22 protein-coding genes are annotated in these 18,860 nt (G+C 58.7%); 7 read left to right on the forward strand and 15 right to left on the reverse strand.

Going from position 1 to position 18,860, the window contains the following annotated elements:
- Positions 1-59 precede the first annotated feature (59 nt).
- From thrC to xerD, 5 genes are all read right to left on the reverse strand, one after another.
- Positions 60-1,469: a threonine synthase gene (gene thrC, locus RT21_RS10645; RefSeq protein ID WP_046162737.1), complete on the reverse strand. Its 1,410-nt coding sequence runs from the start codon at positions 1,467-1,469 to the stop codon at positions 60-62.
- A 58-nt stretch (positions 1,470-1,527) separates the two neighbouring features.
- A complete protein-coding gene (locus RT21_RS10650) occupies positions 1,528-2,832 on the reverse strand; it encodes a homoserine dehydrogenase (protein ID WP_045429392.1) in 1,305 nt (434 codons plus the stop codon).
- 114 nt (positions 2,833-2,946) lie between these two features.
- Positions 2,947-3,444: a GFA family protein gene (locus RT21_RS10655; protein WP_046162738.1), complete on the reverse strand. Its 498-nt coding sequence runs from the start codon at positions 3,442-3,444 to the stop codon at positions 2,947-2,949.
- 108 nt (positions 3,445-3,552) lie between these two features.
- Positions 3,553-4,278: a thioredoxin fold domain-containing protein gene (locus RT21_RS10660; RefSeq protein WP_046162855.1), complete on the reverse strand. Its 726-nt coding sequence runs from the start codon at positions 4,276-4,278 to the stop codon at positions 3,553-3,555.
- Positions 4,279-4,405: 127 nt separating this feature from the next.
- On the reverse strand, positions 4,406-5,302 hold the full coding sequence (xerD, locus tag RT21_RS10665; RefSeq protein ID WP_046162739.1) for a site-specific tyrosine recombinase XerD: 897 nt from the start codon (positions 5,300-5,302) through the stop codon (positions 4,406-4,408).
- A gap of 177 nt (positions 5,303-5,479) precedes the next feature.
- Between xerD and RT21_RS10670 the strand changes: the two genes are divergently transcribed.
- Complete coding sequence (locus tag RT21_RS10670; RefSeq protein WP_046162740.1) at positions 5,480-7,327, forward strand: cation:proton antiporter; 1,848 nt, start codon at positions 5,480-5,482, stop codon at positions 7,325-7,327.
- Between the two features lie 161 nt (positions 7,328-7,488).
- On the opposite strand, the gene rplS is transcribed toward RT21_RS10670, so the two are convergent.
- The 5 genes from rplS to ffh all read right to left on the reverse strand — a co-directional run bounded on the left by rplS (position 7,489) and on the right by ffh (position 11,002).
- The gene (rplS, locus tag RT21_RS10675; RefSeq protein ID WP_021208319.1) at positions 7,489-7,839 is read right to left on the reverse strand and encodes a 50S ribosomal protein L19; all 351 of its coding nucleotides are present in this window, start codon (positions 7,837-7,839) and stop codon (positions 7,489-7,491) included.
- A gap of 44 nt (positions 7,840-7,883) precedes the next feature.
- Positions 7,884-8,660 carry a tRNA (guanosine(37)-N1)-methyltransferase TrmD gene (gene trmD, locus RT21_RS10680; protein ID WP_177327082.1) on the reverse strand — a complete coding sequence of 259 codons (777 nt, stop codon included), beginning with the start codon at positions 8,658-8,660 and terminating at the stop codon, positions 7,884-7,886.
- Positions 8,642-9,178: a ribosome maturation factor RimM gene (rimM, locus tag RT21_RS10685; RefSeq protein WP_046162741.1), complete on the reverse strand. Its 537-nt coding sequence runs from the start codon at positions 9,176-9,178 to the stop codon at positions 8,642-8,644. Before rimM ends, trmD begins: the two co-directional genes overlap by 19 nt.
- A gap of 5 nt (positions 9,179-9,183) precedes the next feature.
- The gene (gene rpsP / locus RT21_RS10690; protein WP_045429408.1) at positions 9,184-9,435 is read right to left on the reverse strand and encodes a 30S ribosomal protein S16; all 252 of its coding nucleotides are present in this window, start codon (positions 9,433-9,435) and stop codon (positions 9,184-9,186) included.
- Between the two features lie 187 nt (positions 9,436-9,622).
- Positions 9,623-11,002 (reverse strand): signal recognition particle protein, encoded by a 1,380-nt coding sequence (ffh, locus tag RT21_RS10695; RefSeq protein WP_045429411.1) that lies wholly within the window; start codon positions 11,000-11,002, stop codon positions 9,623-9,625.
- A gap of 243 nt (positions 11,003-11,245) precedes the next feature.
- Here ffh and RT21_RS10700 point away from each other — a divergent pair, with 243 nt between their 5' ends.
- A complete protein-coding gene (locus RT21_RS10700) occupies positions 11,246-12,046 on the forward strand; it encodes a cytochrome C assembly family protein (protein WP_045429414.1) in 801 nt (266 codons plus the stop codon).
- A 9-nt stretch (positions 12,047-12,055) separates the two neighbouring features.
- Entirely contained in the window at positions 12,056-13,342 is a 1,287-nt protein-coding gene (locus RT21_RS10705; protein ID WP_045429416.1) for an HlyC/CorC family transporter, read from the forward strand.
- Between the two features lie 28 nt (positions 13,343-13,370).
- On the opposite strand, the gene purT is transcribed toward RT21_RS10705, so the two are convergent.
- From purT to RT21_RS10725, 4 genes are read right to left on the reverse strand one after another with little or no spacing between them, the layout of a single operon-like run.
- Positions 13,371-14,552 (reverse strand): formate-dependent phosphoribosylglycinamide formyltransferase, encoded by a 1,182-nt coding sequence (purT, locus tag RT21_RS10710; protein WP_046162742.1) that lies wholly within the window; start codon positions 14,550-14,552, stop codon positions 13,371-13,373.
- Between the two features lie 57 nt (positions 14,553-14,609).
- Positions 14,610-14,801, reverse strand: coding sequence for a DUF1289 domain-containing protein (locus tag RT21_RS23265; protein ID WP_046162743.1), 192 nt, complete (start codon positions 14,799-14,801; stop codon positions 14,610-14,612).
- A complete protein-coding gene (locus RT21_RS10720) occupies positions 14,798-15,322 on the reverse strand; it encodes a gamma carbonic anhydrase family protein (protein ID WP_045429426.1) in 525 nt (174 codons plus the stop codon). The genes RT21_RS23265 and RT21_RS10720 overlap by 4 nt, the downstream gene beginning before the upstream one ends.
- Positions 15,323-15,324: 2 nt before the next feature.
- Complete coding sequence (locus RT21_RS10725; protein WP_045429429.1) at positions 15,325-15,939, reverse strand: CoA pyrophosphatase; 615 nt, start codon at positions 15,937-15,939, stop codon at positions 15,325-15,327.
- 219 nt (positions 15,940-16,158) lie between these two features.
- On the opposite strand from RT21_RS10725, the gene RT21_RS10730 reads away from it, so the two are divergent.
- The 4 genes from RT21_RS10730 (at position 16,159) to RT21_RS10745 (ending at position 18,316) form a co-directional block, all read left to right on the forward strand.
- A complete protein-coding gene (locus RT21_RS10730) occupies positions 16,159-16,713 on the forward strand; it encodes an NUDIX hydrolase (protein WP_046162744.1) in 555 nt (184 codons plus the stop codon).
- A gap of 27 nt (positions 16,714-16,740) precedes the next feature.
- Positions 16,741-17,241: a L,D-transpeptidase family protein gene (locus tag RT21_RS10735; protein WP_046162745.1), complete on the forward strand. Its 501-nt coding sequence runs from the start codon at positions 16,741-16,743 to the stop codon at positions 17,239-17,241.
- A gap of 73 nt (positions 17,242-17,314) precedes the next feature.
- Entirely contained in the window at positions 17,315-17,764 is a 450-nt protein-coding gene (locus tag RT21_RS10740; protein ID WP_046162857.1) for a MarR family winged helix-turn-helix transcriptional regulator, read from the forward strand.
- A 123-nt stretch (positions 17,765-17,887) separates the two neighbouring features.
- Positions 17,888-18,316 (forward strand): organic hydroperoxide resistance protein, encoded by a 429-nt coding sequence (locus tag RT21_RS10745; protein WP_046162746.1) that lies wholly within the window; start codon positions 17,888-17,890, stop codon positions 18,314-18,316.
- Between the two features lie 66 nt (positions 18,317-18,382).
- Here the strand turns inward: RT21_RS10745 and RT21_RS10750 are convergent, their stop codons facing one another.
- On the reverse strand, positions 18,383-18,700 hold the full coding sequence (locus tag RT21_RS10750) for a YqfO family protein (protein ID WP_046162747.1): 318 nt from the start codon (positions 18,698-18,700) through the stop codon (positions 18,383-18,385).
- Positions 18,701-18,860: the final 160 nt, after the last annotated feature.

The raw sequence follows: 18,860 nt of genomic DNA on the forward strand, positions 1-18,860 counted from the left end.
CCTCCCTCAAACGAAAAAGGCCAGTCGTGAAACTGGCCTTTTTCGTTATTGATGGTCGCTTACAGCGGCTTACCTCTATTGCCATGCTCGCTGACAAACGCCTGCATCGCCTTGAGATCGTTCTTCAAAACAGTGCATCGCTCCGGGCGTTCAAACAAGTCCGCCAGATGCGCCGGCAACTCCAGCGCCTTGCCAACCCCGGCCTTTTCCACAGCCTCGGGGAATTTCACAGGATGGGCGGTACCCAGCGTTACCATCGGCGTAGCCAGACTGCGGCGGCACTCGCGTGCGGCATAAACCCCGATCGCCGTGTGCGGATCGAGCAACTCACCGGTCGCACTGAAGACATCAGCAATCGTCTTGCAGGTCTGCTCATCGTCTACGGCCAGCGAGTCGAAAAGCTTGCGTGCCTCAGTCCAGCGCTCCTCCTCGACCGACAGCTTGCCGCTGGCCTTGAATGCGCTCATCAATTCGGCAACCGCCGCGCCGTTGCGGCCATGCAGATCGAACAGCAACCGTTCGAAGTTGGACGACACCATGATGTCCATGGAGGGCGACAGCGACGGGTGCAGCGTGTCCTTGTCGTAACGGTTGCCACTCATGAATCGGTGCAGAATGTCGTTTCGGTTGGTTGCAACCACCAGCTGGCTGATTGGCAGGCCCATGTTGCGCGCCAAGTAACCCGCGAAAATGTCCCCAAAATTCCCTGTCGGTACGGAAAACGCCACCGAACGGGCCGGGCCGCCCAGCTGCAGCGCAGCATGGAAGTAGTACACGATCTGGGCCATGATCCGCGCCCAGTTGATCGAGTTGACCGCCACCAGCCGGGTGCCTTTAAGGAAACCCTGGTCGGCGAAGCTATCCTTCACCATCTCCTGACAGTCATCGAAGTTGCCTTCGATGGCCAGGTTGTGAATGTTGTCGCCGAAGATGGTGGTCATCTGCCGACGCTGAACTTCCGACACCCGGTTATGCGGGTGCAGGATGAAGATGTCGACGTTATCGCAGCGGCGGCAGCCTTCGATTGCTGCCGAGCCGGTATCGCCGGACGTCGCACCGATGATCACCACGCGCTCACCGCGCTTGGCCAGCACATAGTCAAGAAGCCGACCCAGCAGCTGCAAAGCGAAGTCTTTGAACGCCAGGGTCGGACCATGGAAGAGCTCGAGCACCCACTCGTTGCTGTCCAGCTGACGCAGCGGCGCCACTGCGCTGTGAGCAAACACGCCGTAGGTGTCCTGCAGAATCTGCTTGAAGTCAGCGTCTGGGATGCTCCCGGCCACAAAAGGACGCATTACCTTGAATGCCAGCTCGTGGTACGGCAGGCCGGACCAGGACGCGATTTCTTCAACGGTGAAGCGCGGCAGGTTTTCCGGAACGTATAGACCACCATCGCTGGCCAATCCGGCAAGCAGCACGTCTTCGAAATTCAGGGCGGGCGCCTGGCCACGGGTACTGATGTAGCGCATTGTTCAAACCTATGTTGGACGCTGACTGCGGGCCACTAGAGCAACCCGGCGTTGCTGGTTAGATCAGTTGCTCGACACGAATCCGCACGACGTTGCCCACCACGTCAGCAAGCGCTTCGAGTGCGGCGATGGCATCGTCGATCCTCTGCTCGACCACACGATGCGTGACCAGGATGACCGGCACCAAACCGTCTTGCTCCTCGGCTTCCTTCTGCATGATCGATTCGATATTGATTCCGCGCTCCGACAGGATAGTGGCGACCTGAGCCAATACGCCCGGACGGTCCTTGGCCTGGATGCGCAGGTAATAGGCGCTTTCGCAAGCGCCGATCGGCAAGATTGGATGAGCGGAGAGGGAGTCGGGCTGGAAAGCCAGGTGCGGTACCCGATTGTTCGGATCCGTCGTCAGCGCACGGGCCACATCCACGAGGTCCGCCACCACAGCCGAAGCCGTTGGCTCCATGCCTGCACCAGCACCGTAATAAAGAGTCGAGCCGACGGCGTCGCCGTTGACCATGACCGCATTCATCACGCCATTGACGTTAGCAATCAGGCGGTCCGCCGGAATCAGTGTCGGGTGCACTCGCAGCTCGATACCCGAAGCGGTGCTGCGGGCGACACCCAGGTGCTTGATGCGGTAGCCCAGCGCCTCGGCGTAGTTAACGTCAGCCGTGGTCAGCTTGGAGATGCCTTCGGTGTAGGCCTTGTCGAACTGCAGCGGCACGCCGAAGGCAATGGAAGCAAGGATGGTCAGCTTATGGGCGGCGTCTATGCCCTCAACGTCGAAGGTCGGATCGGTCTCGGCGTAGCCAAGCTCCTGAGCCTCCTTCAGCACATCCTCGAAGGTACGTCCCTTTTCCCGCATCTCGGTGAGAATGAAGTTACCGGTTCCGTTGATTATCCCCGCGAGCCAGTTGATCTGGTTGCCGGCCAGCCCCTCGCGAATGGCCTTGATGATCGGGATACCGCCGGCAACAGAGGCTTCGAAGGCGACGATAACGCCCTTCTCGCGCGCCTTGGCGAAGATTTCATTTCCGTGCACCGCGATCAGCGCCTTGTTGGCCGTAACCACATGCTTGCCGTTATCGATGGCTTTGAGCACCAGCTCGCGGGCTAAGGTGTACCCCCCAATCAGTTCGACCACAATGTCGATCTCAGGGTTGTTGGCGACATCGAAGATATCGTCAGTAATCGGGGTATCACCGGTGTTGCACTTGGGGTTCGCATGACGAGCCGCAATCTGTGCGACCTCAATTCCGCGCCCTGCACGGCGCGCGATTTCCGCAGCGTTGCGCTCGAGCACATTGAAGGTACCGCCACCGACGGTTCCCAGCCCACAGATGCCAACTTTCACCGGTTTCAAGTTGCACTCCCCATTGCCAACGAACGGCCCTGCACAGCGGCCGAACAAAAGAGTCGCACATTACGAAGCGCGCGAGCTTTAGTCAAATCGGCAGCGGCAAGGAGGAGCCCGCTGCTAGCTGGGCTTGCTCTGCAACCCCAGGCGCTGGTGCCACTGAGCGAGCGATTCATCCGGATACTCATCGAAGCAGCGATCATCAGGGCCCAACTGGGGCTCTACCCATGACGCCTTTGAAGCCAGCATGAGATGTGTCGACTCTGGCGGGCTTGGCAGCTCGTTATCGATTGCCGACGCATGCGGGTGCACAAGATCCGGCCAATTTGGGTCCCACAACCACAGTGCGCTGCCGCACAGCTTGCAGAAGTGACGCAGGCCATCGCTAATACGCACCGCGCCCGTTTCAGCATCGACCATCCTGGCTTGGTAGATACTGAGGTTCTCGCGACCCTCGACCGTCAGCGTCCGATGATCTCCGCCCAGGTTGATCGCATAACCACCCGCCCCGGCCGTTTTGCGACAGATCGAACAGTAACAGCGCATGAACGGAAAGGGCTCGGCCGATTCCAGAGAAAAACGAACGGCCTGGCAATGACAGGAACCTTCTAGCTTCATTTTTTCGCCTCCTCGATATGCCTTTTGGCTTTGAACACGAGGGGTGGAACAGTTCAGCCGCGGCCCAAACGGGCAGCCTCTTCGTGACCGAAGGCGCTGCCCCAGCGACTACTTGGCTTTTAGGGCAAGTTCGGCGAGCTGCGGAGCCGGCTGATAACCGGGGATGATCTGCCCGTCCGCGAGAATGATTGCCGGAGTGCCCTGAACACCGATCATCTGGCCTAACTCGTACTGCTCAGCGACCGGGTTCTCGCAGCTCGCGGCTGGCACTTCTTCACGCGCCTTGGCCTTGTTCATCGCCGCCTGCCGATCCTTCGCACACCATACGCTGGTCAGGGTGTTGGCTCCGTGGCTGCCCATACCCTGCCGCGGAAAAGCCATATAACGAACCTCGACGCCAAGACGGTTCAGCTCAGGCACTTCGCTGTGCAGCTTCTGGCAGTAGCCGCAGTCGGTGTCGGTAAACACGGTGATATGGGTCTTCGGTTTTTCAGGTGAGAAAACCACCATCTTACTGGTAGGGATCGCGTCGATTGTCTTCGCAACAGACCTGCTCTGGGCTTGCTCGGTCAGGTTCGTCGCCTGGCCGTCCTTGAACTGATACATATAGCCCTGAATCAGGAACTGACCGTCAGCGCTCGCGTAGAGCTGACGCCCACCCTTGAGTTGAACCTGATAAACACCGTTCATGGGGCTTTCCGCAATTGCCTCGATGGGCATATCGGGCTGGAGGGCATTAAGCGACTCACGGATCGCCTGTTCAGCGTCAGCGGCCAGGACAACGGAGCTGGCGAAACCGAGGGCTACGGCAGCGAAGATACGATTCACGCGCATGAAATCTCCTGGCGACTTCGATCGAGGGAAGGCCGGCAGATTACCATAGCCCCTGTCATCCAGTGCAGACGACGGGCCTTCGCTCATCGGCTTTGTGGCCTGCAGCGCATCTTCTAACGCCATCCGTTCAACCACGCGGATGATGCTGCGCGTGGAGTTCCTGCAGCCGCGCGCGGGCGATGTGCGTGTAGATCTGCGTAGTGGATAGATCACTGTGTCCGAGCAGCATTTGTACAGTTCGAAGATCCGCACCATGGTTGAGCAAGTGCGTAGCAAATGCATGACGCAGCGTGTGCGGCGAGATCGATGCAGCTATTCCTGCCTGCCGGGCATGCAGCTTGATTCGGTGCCAGAACGTCTGCCTTGTCATCTGGTCGCCACGCCGACTCGGAAAGACCACATCGCTGGCCTTGCCGGAGAGCAGCGCGTCGCGAGCCTCGCGAAGATAGCGCACCACCCAGTGCATGGACTCCTCGCCCAACGGCACCAGACGCTCCTTGTTACCCTTACCGAAAGTGCGCAAGACGCCCTGCCGAAGATTGATCTGCTCAAGACCCAGGCCGACCAGTTCGGTGACGCGCAAGCCAGTCGCGTAAAGAACTTCCAGCATCGCCCGGTCACGCAACCCCAGCGGATCGCCGACATCCGGCGCTGACAACAGCGCCTCCACATCCGCCTCGGACAACGCCTTGGGTAGTGGTCGTCCCAACTGCGGCAGATCGACTCGCAGCGTTGGATCGATCGTGATCACGCCTTCGCGCAGCAGGAAGCGATAAAACCCGCGAAGCCCTGACAACAACCGCGCGGTAGAACGAGCCTTGTAGCCATTAGCCAGACGCCAGCCAAGGTGATCGAGGATGGCGTCCCGACCTGCATCGACCAGTCGCACATCGCGCTCGTCCAACCAGCCGTTGAACAGCGCCAGATCACTGCGATAAGCGTCGCGGGTGTTGTCAGAAAGCCCTTTTTCGAGCCAAAGGGCATCAAGGAACCGATCGATAATGGGGTCGTATTGAGCCGACATGCAGGGGAACACTGGAAAGAAAGGCGGCCAGTGTTCCATAGACGGCTTATACCGGCCAGCCGCCTTGGTCACGCCGAACAGACCTGATTGGCCTGAGCAATGTCAGACTAGCCAGTAGATCCCACAACGAGCCCGCCGGAGCGGAAGCCCGGCCGCCACCCTGACCGCTTGGTAAACATGACCGAACAAGACATCCTTATCTCCGTCGCTGCGCTCGGCATTGCCTCGCTCGCCAGCCAATGGCTGGCATGGCGGTTACGACTGCCAGCAATTCTTTTCCTCCTGCTGAGTGGAATCCTCGCCGGCCCTGTGCTCGGCTGGCTGGATCCGACTCAGCTGTTCGGCCCCTTGCTCTTCCCTTTGGTTTCATTGGCAGTCGCGTTGATACTGTTCGAAGGCAGCCTGACATTGCGCGTCTCTGAGCTGCCTGGAATCGGCACGGTGGTGCGCCGCCTAATTGGCATCGGCGCGCTGACGACTTGGGGCGTGATCACCCTCTCCGCTCATTGGCTGCTTGGCTTCGATTGGGATCTGGCGTTGCTCTTAGGGAGCTTGACGCTTGTTACGGGCCCGACTGTGATCGTACCGATGCTGCGTGTGGTGCGACCCAACGCGGCGGTTGCCAATATCCTGCGCTGGGAAGGCATCATCATCGACCCAATCGGCGCTTTGCTTGCAGTAGTGGTTTACAGCTTCATCATTACGCGAGGCACCGAGGCCGCCTGGACTCAGAGCGTGCAGACGTTTGGCGGAGTTCTTCTGTGCGGAACTGTGCTTGGCATAGCAGGAGGATGGACCCTCGGCCAACTTGTGAAACGGCACTGGCTGCCGGAATATTTGCAGAACCTGGCGACACTGGCTTCAGTGCTCGGCATTTTCGTCACTGCCAATACCCTGGTCCATGAATCCGGCCTACTGGCCGTCACGCTGATGGGGATCTGGCTCGCCAACATGCGGGATGTCGACGTCCGGGACATCCTCCACTTCAAGGAGAACCTGAGCATTCTGCTCATCTCGGGACTCTTTATCCTGCTAGCAGCGATGCTCGACCTGACAGCACTGCTGGAGCTAGGGCCCGCAGTGTTGGTTCTTTTGCTAATTGTGCAATTCGTGGCCCGACCACTGGCGATCGCCCTGTGCACCTGGGGATCGCAGCTGAACTGGCGGGAGCGGCTGCTGCTCGCCTGGATTGCACCCCGCGGAATCGTTGCGGCTGCGGTCTCGGCAATCTTTGCCGTTCGCCTGGACGAAACGGGACACGAGGACGCCCTGCTGCTCGTGCCACTGACGTTCGCGATCATCATTGGCACCGTCGTACTGCAAAGCGCAACCGCACGCCCTTTAGCGAGGCTGCTAAAAGTCGCAGAACCGCCGCCCAGCGGTTTTCTGATTATTGGCGCAAATCCTGTCGCTCGTGCACTTGGATGCGCGCTGAGCGAGCAAGGCATCAGAGTGATGCTGACCGATTCCAGCTGGGACAACATTCACGCGGCAAGAATGGAAAATTTACCCACCTATTACGGAAATCCGGCCTCGCAGCACGCTGAAAACCACCTTGACCTAGTCGGTCTTGGCCATTTGCTGGCGCTGTCGCCTGTTGGCGAAATGAATACCCTCGCCGCGATGCGTTTTCGTCATGACTTCGGCGGCGATCGCCTGTTCAATCTGGCCAGTACTCAGGAGAGTCGACGCAGCGACAAACATCGGCCAAGTGACGAACACCGTGGCCGCCCACTAGGCACGCCCACGTTGACCTACTCGCAACTGGCCGGACGCCTGGCTCGTGGTGACTCAATCAAAAGCAACAAGCTGACCGAAACCTTTGGCTGGCCGGAATACCAGGCCCTGCATGGCTCGGGCGCTATCCTGTATTTCGCCATAGACAACCACGGGCATACCCATGTGTTTCACCCGGACGCACGGATCAAACCAGACGCGGGCTGGACATTGATTGCCTTGACCGAAGGCGCGGACAGCCACGCAACCGTGAACAAACCCGAACCTCGCCATTCTCCCTTACCTTGAGGGCAACGTTTCCAGCCATACGAGCAGCCCCGACGGCGAGCAAGACAAGACGCCGTGCACCTTTTGGACTACGACGGTTCGTACACCTCGAAAGTCTAGAAGCCAGACAATCCCCATAAAAAAAGCAGCCCGTAGGCTGCTTTTTCTTAAGGAAGCTTTCCTCAGGAAAGCTTTTCCTTGATGCGGGCTGCCTTGCCGGACAACGCGCGGAGGTAATACAGCTTGGCTTTGCGGACATCGCCACGGCGCTTAACGCTGAGGCTGTCGACCATCGGGCTGTAATACTGGAACGTACGCTCAACACCAACACCGTTGGAGATCTTGCGAACGGTGAAAGCGCTGTTCAGGCCACGGTTACGCTTGCCGATTACGACACCTTCAAATGCCTGCAGACGCTCACGCTCGCCTTCCTTCACCTTCACCTGGACAACCACGGTGTCACCAGGGGCGAACGGCGGCAGCTCTTTGGTCATCTGCTCTGCTTCGAGCGCCTGGATAATCTTGTTAGTCATGCTGTGCTCCTAAGACAGGCCGTCATGGCGTGCCATCGATACGTTTAACTATCGTCCCGCTGACGGATGTATTCCGTCAGCAGCTTTTGTTCTTCCCCAGAAAGCGAGCGGCTATCCAGAAGATCAGCGCGGCGTTCCCAGGTCCTTCCGAGGGACTGCTGCAAACGCCAGCGCCGGATGTGTTCGTGGTTGCCGCTGAGCAGCACCTCAGGAACACGTTTATCCGCATACACCTCCGGTCGCGTGTAATGCGGGCAGTCGAGCAGGCCGTCAGTAAACGAATCCTCCTCGGCCGAATCAGCATGACCCAATGCCCCAGGGAGCAGACGGGTCACTGCATCGATCAGCACCATGGCCGGCAATTCACCACCGGACAACACGTAATCGCCAATCGACCATTCTTCATCCACATGCGTTTCGATGAAACGCTCATCGATGCCTTCGTAGCGGCCAGCGATGAGGATAAGTCCACTCTCGTTCGCGAGATCACGAACATCAGCCTGCTTCAGCTGACGCCCCTGCGGCGACAGGTATATCACCTTCGCCTTTTCCCCAGCGGCCTGCCTGGCATCGGCCAGTGCGAGCTCCAAGGGCTTGATCTTCATCACCATGCCGGGGCCACCCCCAAAAGGGCGATCGTCGACTGTCTGATGGCGATTTTCCGTATAGCTCCGGGGATTCCAGCATTGCAGCTGCAATAGCCCCTGCTTCACCGCACGGCTAGTGATGCCGTATTCACCGATAGCAGCGAACATATCGGGGAACAGAGTAATCACATCGACACGCAAGCTGGATATGTTGCTCAGAAGTCCGCGTCCCATTCGACACGCATCTCGCCTGCGTCCAAATCGACCTTCAACACACAGGGGTCGGTATAGGGCAGCAAGCGCTCACGATCATCCAGACTGCCGTCGAACGGCTTGACCACCAGCACGTCGTTGGCGCCGGTTTCGAGCAGATGATCAACCCGACCGAGCACTTGCCCGAGCTGATTGATGACCGTCAGGCCCTGAAGCTGGAACCAGTAATAATCCTCACCGGTCAACGAAGGCAATTCGCTGCGGGGGATGCAGATCTCGAAATCGGCGTAGGTACGCGCCTCTTCACGATCAGCCAGCCCCTTCAGCGTCGCCACCAGTATCTTACCTTGCAGGCGACCCTTGACCAGTTCAACTTGCTTGACTTCTTCGCCTCGCCTCAGCGTCCAGCGACGATAGTCCAGCAGATTGTCAATCGGATCGGTAAAGGAGTAGATCTTTACGTCACCACGCACGCCATGCACCGAAACGATTTTGCCGATAACGATCAGGTCTTCGGCCGGGGCTGACGTGGCGTTCATGTGTTTCAGGCAGCAGCCTTGCCAGCTTCCTTCAGCAGCTGAGCAACACGCTCAGACGGCTGTGCGCCCTGGCTCAACCAATAGGCAGCACGCTCCTGGTTTACAGAGAGCTTCACTTCCGCACCCGAGGCGATCGGATTGAAGAAGCCGATACGCTCAACGAAGCGACCATCGCGCGGGTTGCGGCTGTTGGTCACGGTCAGGTGGTAGAAAGGGCGCTTCTTGGAGCCGCCACGGGCGAGACGAATAGTTACCATGTGAACATCGTTCCTGTAGTCGGTACAGCAAATCTGAATGCAGGGCTCAAGGCCCGAAAGGCCGCATATTCTAAGGATTATCCGGACTTTTGCAAATGGCTTTTTCAAAAACAATCTCAAGCCTCGACAGCAGGCCTGTCCAGCCTCAGCAGGCCCCGACGAAGAACCCGCTGAAACGCTCGAAACTTTAGAACTTGGGCATTCCGCCGCCGCCTGGAAACATGCCGCCCATGCCGCGCATCATCTTCGCCATGCCGCCTTTGCCGCTGACCTTTTTCATCATTTTCTGCATCTGCTTGTGCTGCTTGATCAGACGACCAATATCTTGCACTTGTGTGCCGGAACCCATGGCGATGCGTCGCTTGCGCGAACCGCTGATGATGTCCGGGTTGCGCCGCTCAACAGGCGTCATCGAGTTGATGATGGCCTCCATCTGCTTGAACTGCTTCTCCGCCGCGCCCTGCGCATTACCCATTTGCGACAGATTCACACCGCCGATCGATGGCAGCTTATCCATCAAGCCGCCTAGACCACCCATGTTTTTCATTTGCTGAAGCTGATCACGGAAATCTTCCAGATCGAAACCTTTGCCCTTCTTCAGCTTCTTGGTGAGCTTCTCGGCCTTTTCCCGGTCGAGCGTTTGCTCAGCCTGCTCGATCAGGCTGAGCACATCGCCCATGCCCAGGATTCGGGAGGCGATCCGGTCCGGATGAAACGGCTCGAGCGCGTCACTCTTCTCACCCATGCCGAGAAACTTGATCGGCTTACCTGTGATATGTCGCACCGACAGGGCAGCGCCACCGCGTGCGTCACCGTCAACCTTGGTCAGCACCACGCCGGTCAAAGGGAGCGCCTCACCGAACGCCTTAGCAGTGTTCGCAGCGTCCTGACCCGTCATGGCGTCAACCACGAACAATGTCTCGGCCGGCTTGATCGCCGCATGAACGGCCTGGATTTCGGCCATCATTTCAGCATCGATGGCCAGCCGGCCGGCCGTATCGACGAGCACTACATCGATGTATTTGAGCTTGGCCTCACGAATCGCCGCCAGTGCGATTTCCACGGGCTTCTGGCTGGTATCGGAAGGAAAAAAAGTCACCCCTACTTCCGTCGCGAGCATCTCCAGCTGTTTGATCGCTGCTGGGCGATAGACGTCGGCTGAAACCACCAGCACCGACTTCTTCTTGCGCTCTTTGAGGAACCTTGCCAGCTTGCCGACCGTCGTCGTCTTACCCGCACCCTGGAGGCCAGCCATCAGCACTACCGCAGGCGGCACCACACTAAGATCGAGGTCTTCGTTGGCCGCGCCCATCAGCTCTTCCAGCTCGGCGCGAACGATCTTCACAAAAGCCTGACCAGGCGTCAGGCTCTTGGAGACCTCCGTACCGACTGCCCTGTCCTTGACCCTGGCGACGAACTCCTTGACCACGGGTAGCGCGACATCGGCTTCTAGCAATGCCATGCGAACTTCGCGCAAGGTGTCCTTGATATTGTCCTCGGTCAGTTTGGCCTTGCCGGTAACATGGCGAAGCGTCTGCGAGAGGCGGTCGGTTAGGTTTTCAAACATGTGCCGTTTTCCACGCTGGGTGTGGTTAAGGCGCCGATTATAGAAGCTGCATGCCCCAGGCCGGTACCCCGCCACCCGTGCTTTTCATCGAGCAGGACAAATCCATACCTACCAGGGGCACCGCCACCTGTCGGTTGTCCGCCCATTGACCCGCACCACGGCAGTAACGGCAGCCAACCGTGTACTTTTGCGTACCCGGTGTTTATGCCACACTCAGCGCCTTTCGAGCCTACTAACAGACCTATGCACCCTTTGCTCCCGAGCCTAGCTGCCGCCTGCCTTTACGCCGGCGTCACCGGATACCAGGGCCTGCGCCTGGCGCAACGCACCGTGCCGGACAAGCGTCTGCTTCTTATCCTGGGCGCCTTGGCGCTCGTTGCACACGGGGTGAGTCTATTCATCCAGTTGTTGTCACCGAGCGGCCTGCACCTGGACTTCTTCACCGCCTCGAGCCTGATTGCTGCGGCCGTAATTCTGCTGATCCTGCTCGCGCTTTACCGAATGCCTGTCGAAAATCTGCTGCTGCTGCTCTTCCCCCTCGGCTGCCTGACGGTGCTGTTCGCCCAGTTTGCACCGTCCGGCACGGCACCCGCCATCGCCGAGCAACCGGGGATACTGGCGCACATTCTGTTTTCCATCCTTGCCTACGGGATGCTCACGATCGCCGTGTTTCAATCGTTGCTATTGCTGCTGCAGGATCATCATCTCAAGCACAAGCACCCGTCCGGCCTGATCAAGAACTTCCCTCCGCTGCAGACCATGGAAAGCCTGCTGTTCGGCTTCCTGCTAGCCGGCTGGCTACTGTTGTCAGCATCGCTCATTTCCGGCTGGATCTTCCTCGATAACCTGTTTGCCCAGCATCTGGTACACAAAACGCTGCTGTCGGTGGTCGCCTGGGTGGTCTTCGGCCTGCTGCTATGGGGCCGCCATCAGCTAGGCTGGCGCGGCTACAAGGCCATCCGCTGGACACTGGCAGGCTTCTGCTTGCTGATGCTGGCTTACTTCGGCAGCAAGCTGGTCCGCGAATTCATTCTGCACATCTAGGACCACTACGTGGAAAATCTACACCCCGGGTTTCTGCTCGGCATGCTGGTCTTCCTGCTGTTGTGCTCGGCTTTCTTTTCCAGCTCTGAAACCGGAATGCTCAGTCTCAACCGCTATCGCCTGCGCCACCAGGCCAAGGAAGGACACCGCGGAGCAAAACGAGCTAGCGCCCTGCTTGAGCGGCCAGACAGGCTGCTCGGGACCATCCTGGTCGGCAACAACTTCGTCAACATCCTCGCTTCTGCCATTGCCACCGTCCTAGCCATCAAGCTGTGGGGGGAGGCCGGGATTGCGATCGCAACCATCGGCCTGACGATAGTCCTACTGATTTTCGGGGAAATAACACCAAAAACCCTCGCAGCCCTGCGACCTGAAGCAGTTGCCTACCCCGTCAGCCTCCCGCTGCTGATGCTGCAAAAGGTACTGTATCCGCTGGTGGCGTTGCTCAACTGGATCAGCAATGGATTACTTAGGCTGCTCGGTGTTGATCTGACCAACAAAGGTAGTGACAGCCTGTCCACGGAAGAACTGCGTAGCGTGGTCCATGAATCGGGAAGTGACATGCCGATGAAACGGCAAAGCATGCTGCTCGGTATCCTCGACCTGGAACGGGTGACCGTCGACGACATCATGATTCCGCGTAACGAGGTCGCCGGCATAGACCTGGAAGATGACCTCGAAACCATCGTGACTCAATTGCGCACAACACCTCATACCCGCCTTCCCGTGTTTCGCAAGGACATCAACCAGATCGAAGGCATCGTGCACATGCGTCAGATCGCGCGCCTGCTCAGCCATGATCAGCTGACCCGAGAAAGCCTGCTGGAAGCATGCAACGACCCTTACTTCATTCCGGAGAACACCCCCCTCTCCACCCAATTGGTCAACTTCCAGAAGCAAAAACGCCGGATCGGCATCGTCGTCGACGAGTATGGTGATGTGCTGGGAATCGTGACCCTGGAAGACATTCTCGAAGAGATCGTCGGCGAGTTCAGCAATCAGGACGCGCTGCGCAGCCCGGACATACACCCGCAGGACGACGGCACCCTGGTAATCGACGGCGCCGCCTATTTGCGTGAAGTCAACCGCGCCCTGGGTTGGCAGCTACCCTGCGATGGCCCCAAGACGCTAAACGGGTTGATTACAGAGGCACTCGAACACATCCCGGATAGTGGGATATGCCTGCAGATCAACCAGTACCGACTCGAGATCCTGCAGGCTGCGGACAACCGCGTGAAAAGCGTGCGCGCCTGGGTAATCGAGGCGCCTGAGGAATCAAAAAGCGACACTCAATAGTCGGCGCCTCAATGGCGAGCCAGGGTAACTAAAGCTTTGCATCAATCGCCGAGGCCGCCCGCAACGCCTTACCACGCGCCGCTTCTATCGATGCGTCACGAGCCAGCGCAACACCCATACGCCGCTGCCCACTGACGCCCGGCTTGCCGAACAACCGCAGCGCGGTATCCGGCTCGGCCAACGCAGTAGCCAGATTGCCGAAGCTCACCTGATCGGATTCGCCCTCCACCAGCACCACGGCGGAGGCAGACGGGCCGAACTGGCGGATCGCCGGAATTGGCAGTCCAAGGATCGCTCGCGCATGCAAGGCGAACTCGGACAGGTCCTGTGATATCAGGGTTACCAGGCCCGTATCATGCGGTCTTGGTGAAACCTCGCAGAACCAGACCTGGTCGCCCTTGATAAACAGCTCGACACCAAAGATGCCGCGCCCGCCCAATGCGCCAGTGACCGCCAGGGCAATTCGCTCGGCCTCGACCATCGCTGCAGCCGTCATAGGTTGCGGCTGCCACGATTCCTGATAGTCACCCCTTTCCTGCCGATGTCCCACCGCAGGACAGAAGGTGGTCCCGCCCGCATGCCGAACGGTCAGCAGCGTAATTTCATAATCGAAATCGATGAAGCCTTCGACGATCACGCGCCCCTTCCCCGCTCGGCCACCGGCCTGGGCATATTCCCAGGCCTTGCGGAGATCAGCCTCACTGCGCAGAACCGATTGCCCCTTGCCCGAGGAGCTCATCACAGGCTTGATCAGACAGGGAAAGCCGAGCGCAGAGACCGCTGAACGGCACTCCTCCAGCGAATCAGCGAAACGGTATGGCGAGGTTGGTAGCGCGAGTTCCTCAGCGGCCAGCCGGCGGATACCTTCCCGGTTCATGGTGAGCTGTGCGGCCCGCGCCGTAGGAATAACGGTATAGCCTTCACGCTCCAGATCCACTAGCGTCGCAGTGGCGATCGCCTCGATTTCAGGAACGATAAAGTGCGGCTTTTCCTGTTCGATGACACCCCGCAACGCTGCACCATCGAGCATGTCGATCACATAGTGACGGTGCGCAACCTGCATGGCTGGGGCGTTGGCGTAACGGTCTACCGCGATGACCTCCACACCCAGACGTTGAAGCTCGATCGCCAGCTCCTTGCCGAGCTCACCAGAACCACAGAGCATCACGCGGGTAGCGCTGGCCGATAACGGCGTACCAATTCGGGGCATGACATTCCTCGTTGTACAAAAAGAAAAAGACGATCAGCAAGGTGCTGTGCTTCAGCGCTAGAACAGCAGACCACTTTGGAGCGCGCGCTCGTGACAACGCAGCAGTACCTGTCGCCGCTCGGGATTATCCATCCGCCCCCAGCGACGAATCTCGTCGATACTGCGCTGGCAGCCCGTGCAGATATCGTCGTCGTTCAATGCACAAACACTTACACAGGGTGATGCAACCGGCTTTTCGTCTGCAGTCAATCGTCCTGCTCCGCCAGATCACGCGCATAGCGCTGGGCGTTATGTACATAATGCGCCGCGCTCGCTTCTAGCATTTTCTTCTGCTGGTCGGTCAATTCACGCACCACCTTGCCTGGCGAACCAACCACCAAGGAACCGTCCGGAATTTCCTTGCCTTCAGCGATCAAGGTATTAGCGCCGATGATGCAATACTTGCCGATCTTCGCGCCGTTGAGGATAACGGCGTTGATCCCCACCAGGCTGTAGTCGCCGACGGTGCAGCCGTGCAGCATGGCGTTATGGCCGACGGTAACGCCGGTCCCCAGCGTCAGCGGATAGCCCATGTCGGTATGCATGACACTGCCGTCCTGCACGTTGCTGTTTTCACCGATATGGATCAGCTCGTTGTCACCCCGCAGCACCGCACCAAACCAGACGTTGGCACCAGCCTCCAGGCGAATCTTGCCGACCAGCGTTGCATTTGGCGCTACCCAGCTCTGCGGATGGGTTTCAACGAGGGAATCACCCAAGCGATATTTCACGGTTATGACCTCTTCTGACTCAGATCGATATAGGACGCGGGAGGCCGACGCATTTCGATCCCGGCGTCATATATCAGGTTGACCAACTCGACGATCATAATCGCTGTCAGCCCCCAGATTTTGTATTCGCCATATCGGTAAGACGGGACGTACCAAGCACCGCCCTGATAGTCGATCCGGTGGGTCACTTCACGCGCATCCTGGCAGAAGAAATCCAGCGGCACGGAGAACACGGAGGCAATCTCCGCATCATTGGCGCGATATTCGACGTAGTCCGGCACGATGCCGACAAAAGGCGTGACATGAATACCGTGCAGTGAAACCAGGCTGCTGAGAGGCCCAACGATTTCCACTATTCCAGGCGCTAGCCCAACCTCTTCTTCAGCTTCGCGCAGCGCGGTGTGGATCAGGTCACGATCCTCTGGGTCGCGCCGCCCTCCGGGGAACGCCACCTCGCCACCATGAGTAGAAAGACCACTGGCTCGCAGCGTCAGCACCAGTTCCGGCGAGCCACTGCGGGTAATGGGCATCAGTACGGCCGCCTCGGGCATCCTGCCCTCCGGCTCCAGAAGATGCGGAGAGTAATCACGCACCCGTTGGAGAATCTTGTCCAGCATGGAACTTCTCTTTCTGTCTTTGACTGGCATCATGGCATGAATCACCGAGGCGCCCAAGACAGGCCGAGCCAAAATCCAGCCGCCCTGGCGCAGCGAAAGTGGACAGGTTCGACCAAGCCAATCGTTGCTGGCAAACTTTTCGCAACAGGCCGGCTCTCAGCAATAGCCAGCTCGCTGATCGAACCGGGCCGAACGAAATACGCAAACGAAGGAGTCGTGATGAAATTCTGCAGCCAGTGCGGAGACTCGGTCATTGAGCGGGTGCCCGACGGAGACAACAGGTTGCGATTCGTCTGTGCGTCCTGCGATACGATTCACTACCAAAACCCACGCATCGTTGCTGGCTGCCTGCCCGTCTGGGATGAACATGTACTGCTTTGCCGACGCGCAATCGAACCACGACGCGGATACTGGACCCTGCCTGCAGGCTTCATGGAAAATGGCGAAACCGTTCAGCAGGCAGCAGCGCGGGAAACACTTGAGGAAGCCTGCGCCCGGGTCACCGATCTGCAGCTGTATACGCTGTTCGACTTGCCGCACATCAACCAGGTCTACATGTTCTTCCGCGCAGAGCTGGTCGACGAGCGATTTTCTCCAGGAGACGAAAGTCTGGAAGTCAGGCTTTTCCGACAAGCCGACATCCCTTGGTCAGAGCTGGCTTTTCCGACCGTGGGCCGTACCCTAGAATACTTCTTCGCCGACCGGGTGCAGCAGACCTTCCCGGTGCGCAACGAAGCCATCGAGGCAATGCGGGTGGCGCGCAGACAGGTCTGATGCAGTTTGGATTCAGGATTCGCCCCAATGCGCTGGCTGTTAGCGATTGTCTGCTTTAGTTTCGCCACCCTTTCCTTTGCAAACGCGGCCCCTGCCCTTGACGAGCCTTTCATCGACAAGGTCTTGGTGGTCAAGTCCGAGCGCAAGCTTCATTTGATCAGCCGCGGCGTCAGCATGAAGAGCTACCGCGTCTCCCTCGGCAAGCAAGCCGGGCCCAAACAACGCGAAGGTGACCAGCGTACCCCCGAAGGCCTTTACTGGATCGACTGGCGCAAAGCCTCTGACAAGTACAACCTGGCAATGCACATTTCCTACCCGAACGCGAAGGATCTGGCACGCGCGAGCAGCGAAGGCGCGAAACCGGGCAGCATGATCATGTTGCACGGCACACCGGTCGATGAGGAGTATCCCGAATGGTACTTCCACACGCTCGACTGGACTGAGGGCTGCATCGCCCTGAAGAACGATGACATGCGCGAAATCTGGAATCTGGTGAAAGACGGCACCCTGATAGAGATTCGTCCCTGAACGAGCGCCGAGCTTGGCAGCAAGCAAGGCTGCGCGTTACCGTGAAAGCCATTTCCTTGCCACTCGACCACCCATGACGAAGCCCTCTTCAGACGAGCAATTGCAGCTGGACCATCAGCTGTGTTTCGCCCTGTATTCTGCCTCGCTGCAGATGACCAAAGCCTACAAGCCGCTGCTACAAAGCATCGGCCTGACCTACCCGCAGTACCTGGCCATGCTCGTTCTCTGGGAGCGCGACGGCCTCACGGTCAGCGAGATCAGTGCTCGCCTCATGACGGAGCCGGGTTCCCTGACTCCGCTGCTCAAACGTTTGGAAGCAGAAGGCCTCATCAGCCGGACCCGCAGCAGCCGCGACGAGCGAGTGGTCGAATTGCGTCTCACGGATACTGGATGGGCCATGAAGGAGCAGGCTCGTGAGTTTCCCGCCTGCATGCTCGAATGCACCGGGCAATCACACGAAGCGTTGCTAGCACTTCGCGATCAACTCGTTTCCCTTCGAAGCGCATTATTAACACGCGACTGACGGCTATGGCCTTACCCTTCTGATGCCAGCCGCATAACAGCGAGAGACGCGGATATTTACCTTGCGCGCTAAATATTATCGCTATAAGTTAATCAGCCTACCCGTTCTCGAAGGAAGCGAATCATGCAAAGCATCAAGGCGCTCTATACAGCCACTGCCACCGCAACCGGAGGTCGCGACGGCCGAGCTGCGTCGTCCGACGGCCTGCTCGACGTGAAACTGTCCACTCCCCGCGAGCTCGGCGGACAAGGCGGCGATGGCACCAACCCAGAGCAACTCTTCGCCGCAGGATATTCGGCTTGCTTCATTGGCGCACTCAAGTTTGCCGCGAGCCAGCTAAAGCAACCGCTTCCCGCCGATACGTCAGTCGCAGCCCAGGTTGGCATAGGCCAGATTCCTGGAGGTTTCGGGCTTGAAGTAGAGCTGAACGTCAGCCTGCCAGGCCTGGAGCAGTCCACAGCCGAGCAGCTGGCCGAAGCCGCGCATAAGGTCTGCCCGTACTCCAACGCTACACGCGGGAACATCGAGGTTCGCCTCAACGTTAGCGTCTGATCGACCCCATGAAGCAAAAAAGCCGAGTCACTCATGGCGACTCGGCTTTCTTTGGACATCATTCAATCAGAACTGTAAATCGGATAGTCGCCACACCTCGAAGGCAGGCGTCTCATATGGATGAGTGTGCTTGAGCGCCTTGACGCTATCGTGGATCAGCTCATCAGCGACCACCAGCTCAACCTTCCACTCGGATACCGATTGAACCTGGCCATGCTGCCCTAGAAACGGCGTGCTGCCCTCCAGCGGGCGATACTGCCCGTGCCCTAGCACCTGCCAGCAACAACTATCGTAAGCGCCAATACGCCCGGCGCCCGCTGCGAAAACCGCTTTCTTGACTGCATCCAGATGGCTTTCTGGAACATAGAAACACAGCTTGTACATCAACATCTCCGCACAGAAACGGTTGGCGGAGCATGCGCTCCACCGAGTGGATTGTGTTCAGGTCCAGAGCGTATTGGGTGCCCCAGGTCAAGATCAGACGTTGGCGTCGTTGCTTGGTTCAGCAATGGCGGGGCGGCTCGTCTTCGGGCAAGAAAAAGCC

The organism is Pseudomonas sp. 10B238 (genome assembly GCF_000970615.1).
GTDB lineage: Bacteria > Pseudomonadota > Gammaproteobacteria > Pseudomonadales > Pseudomonadaceae > Stutzerimonas.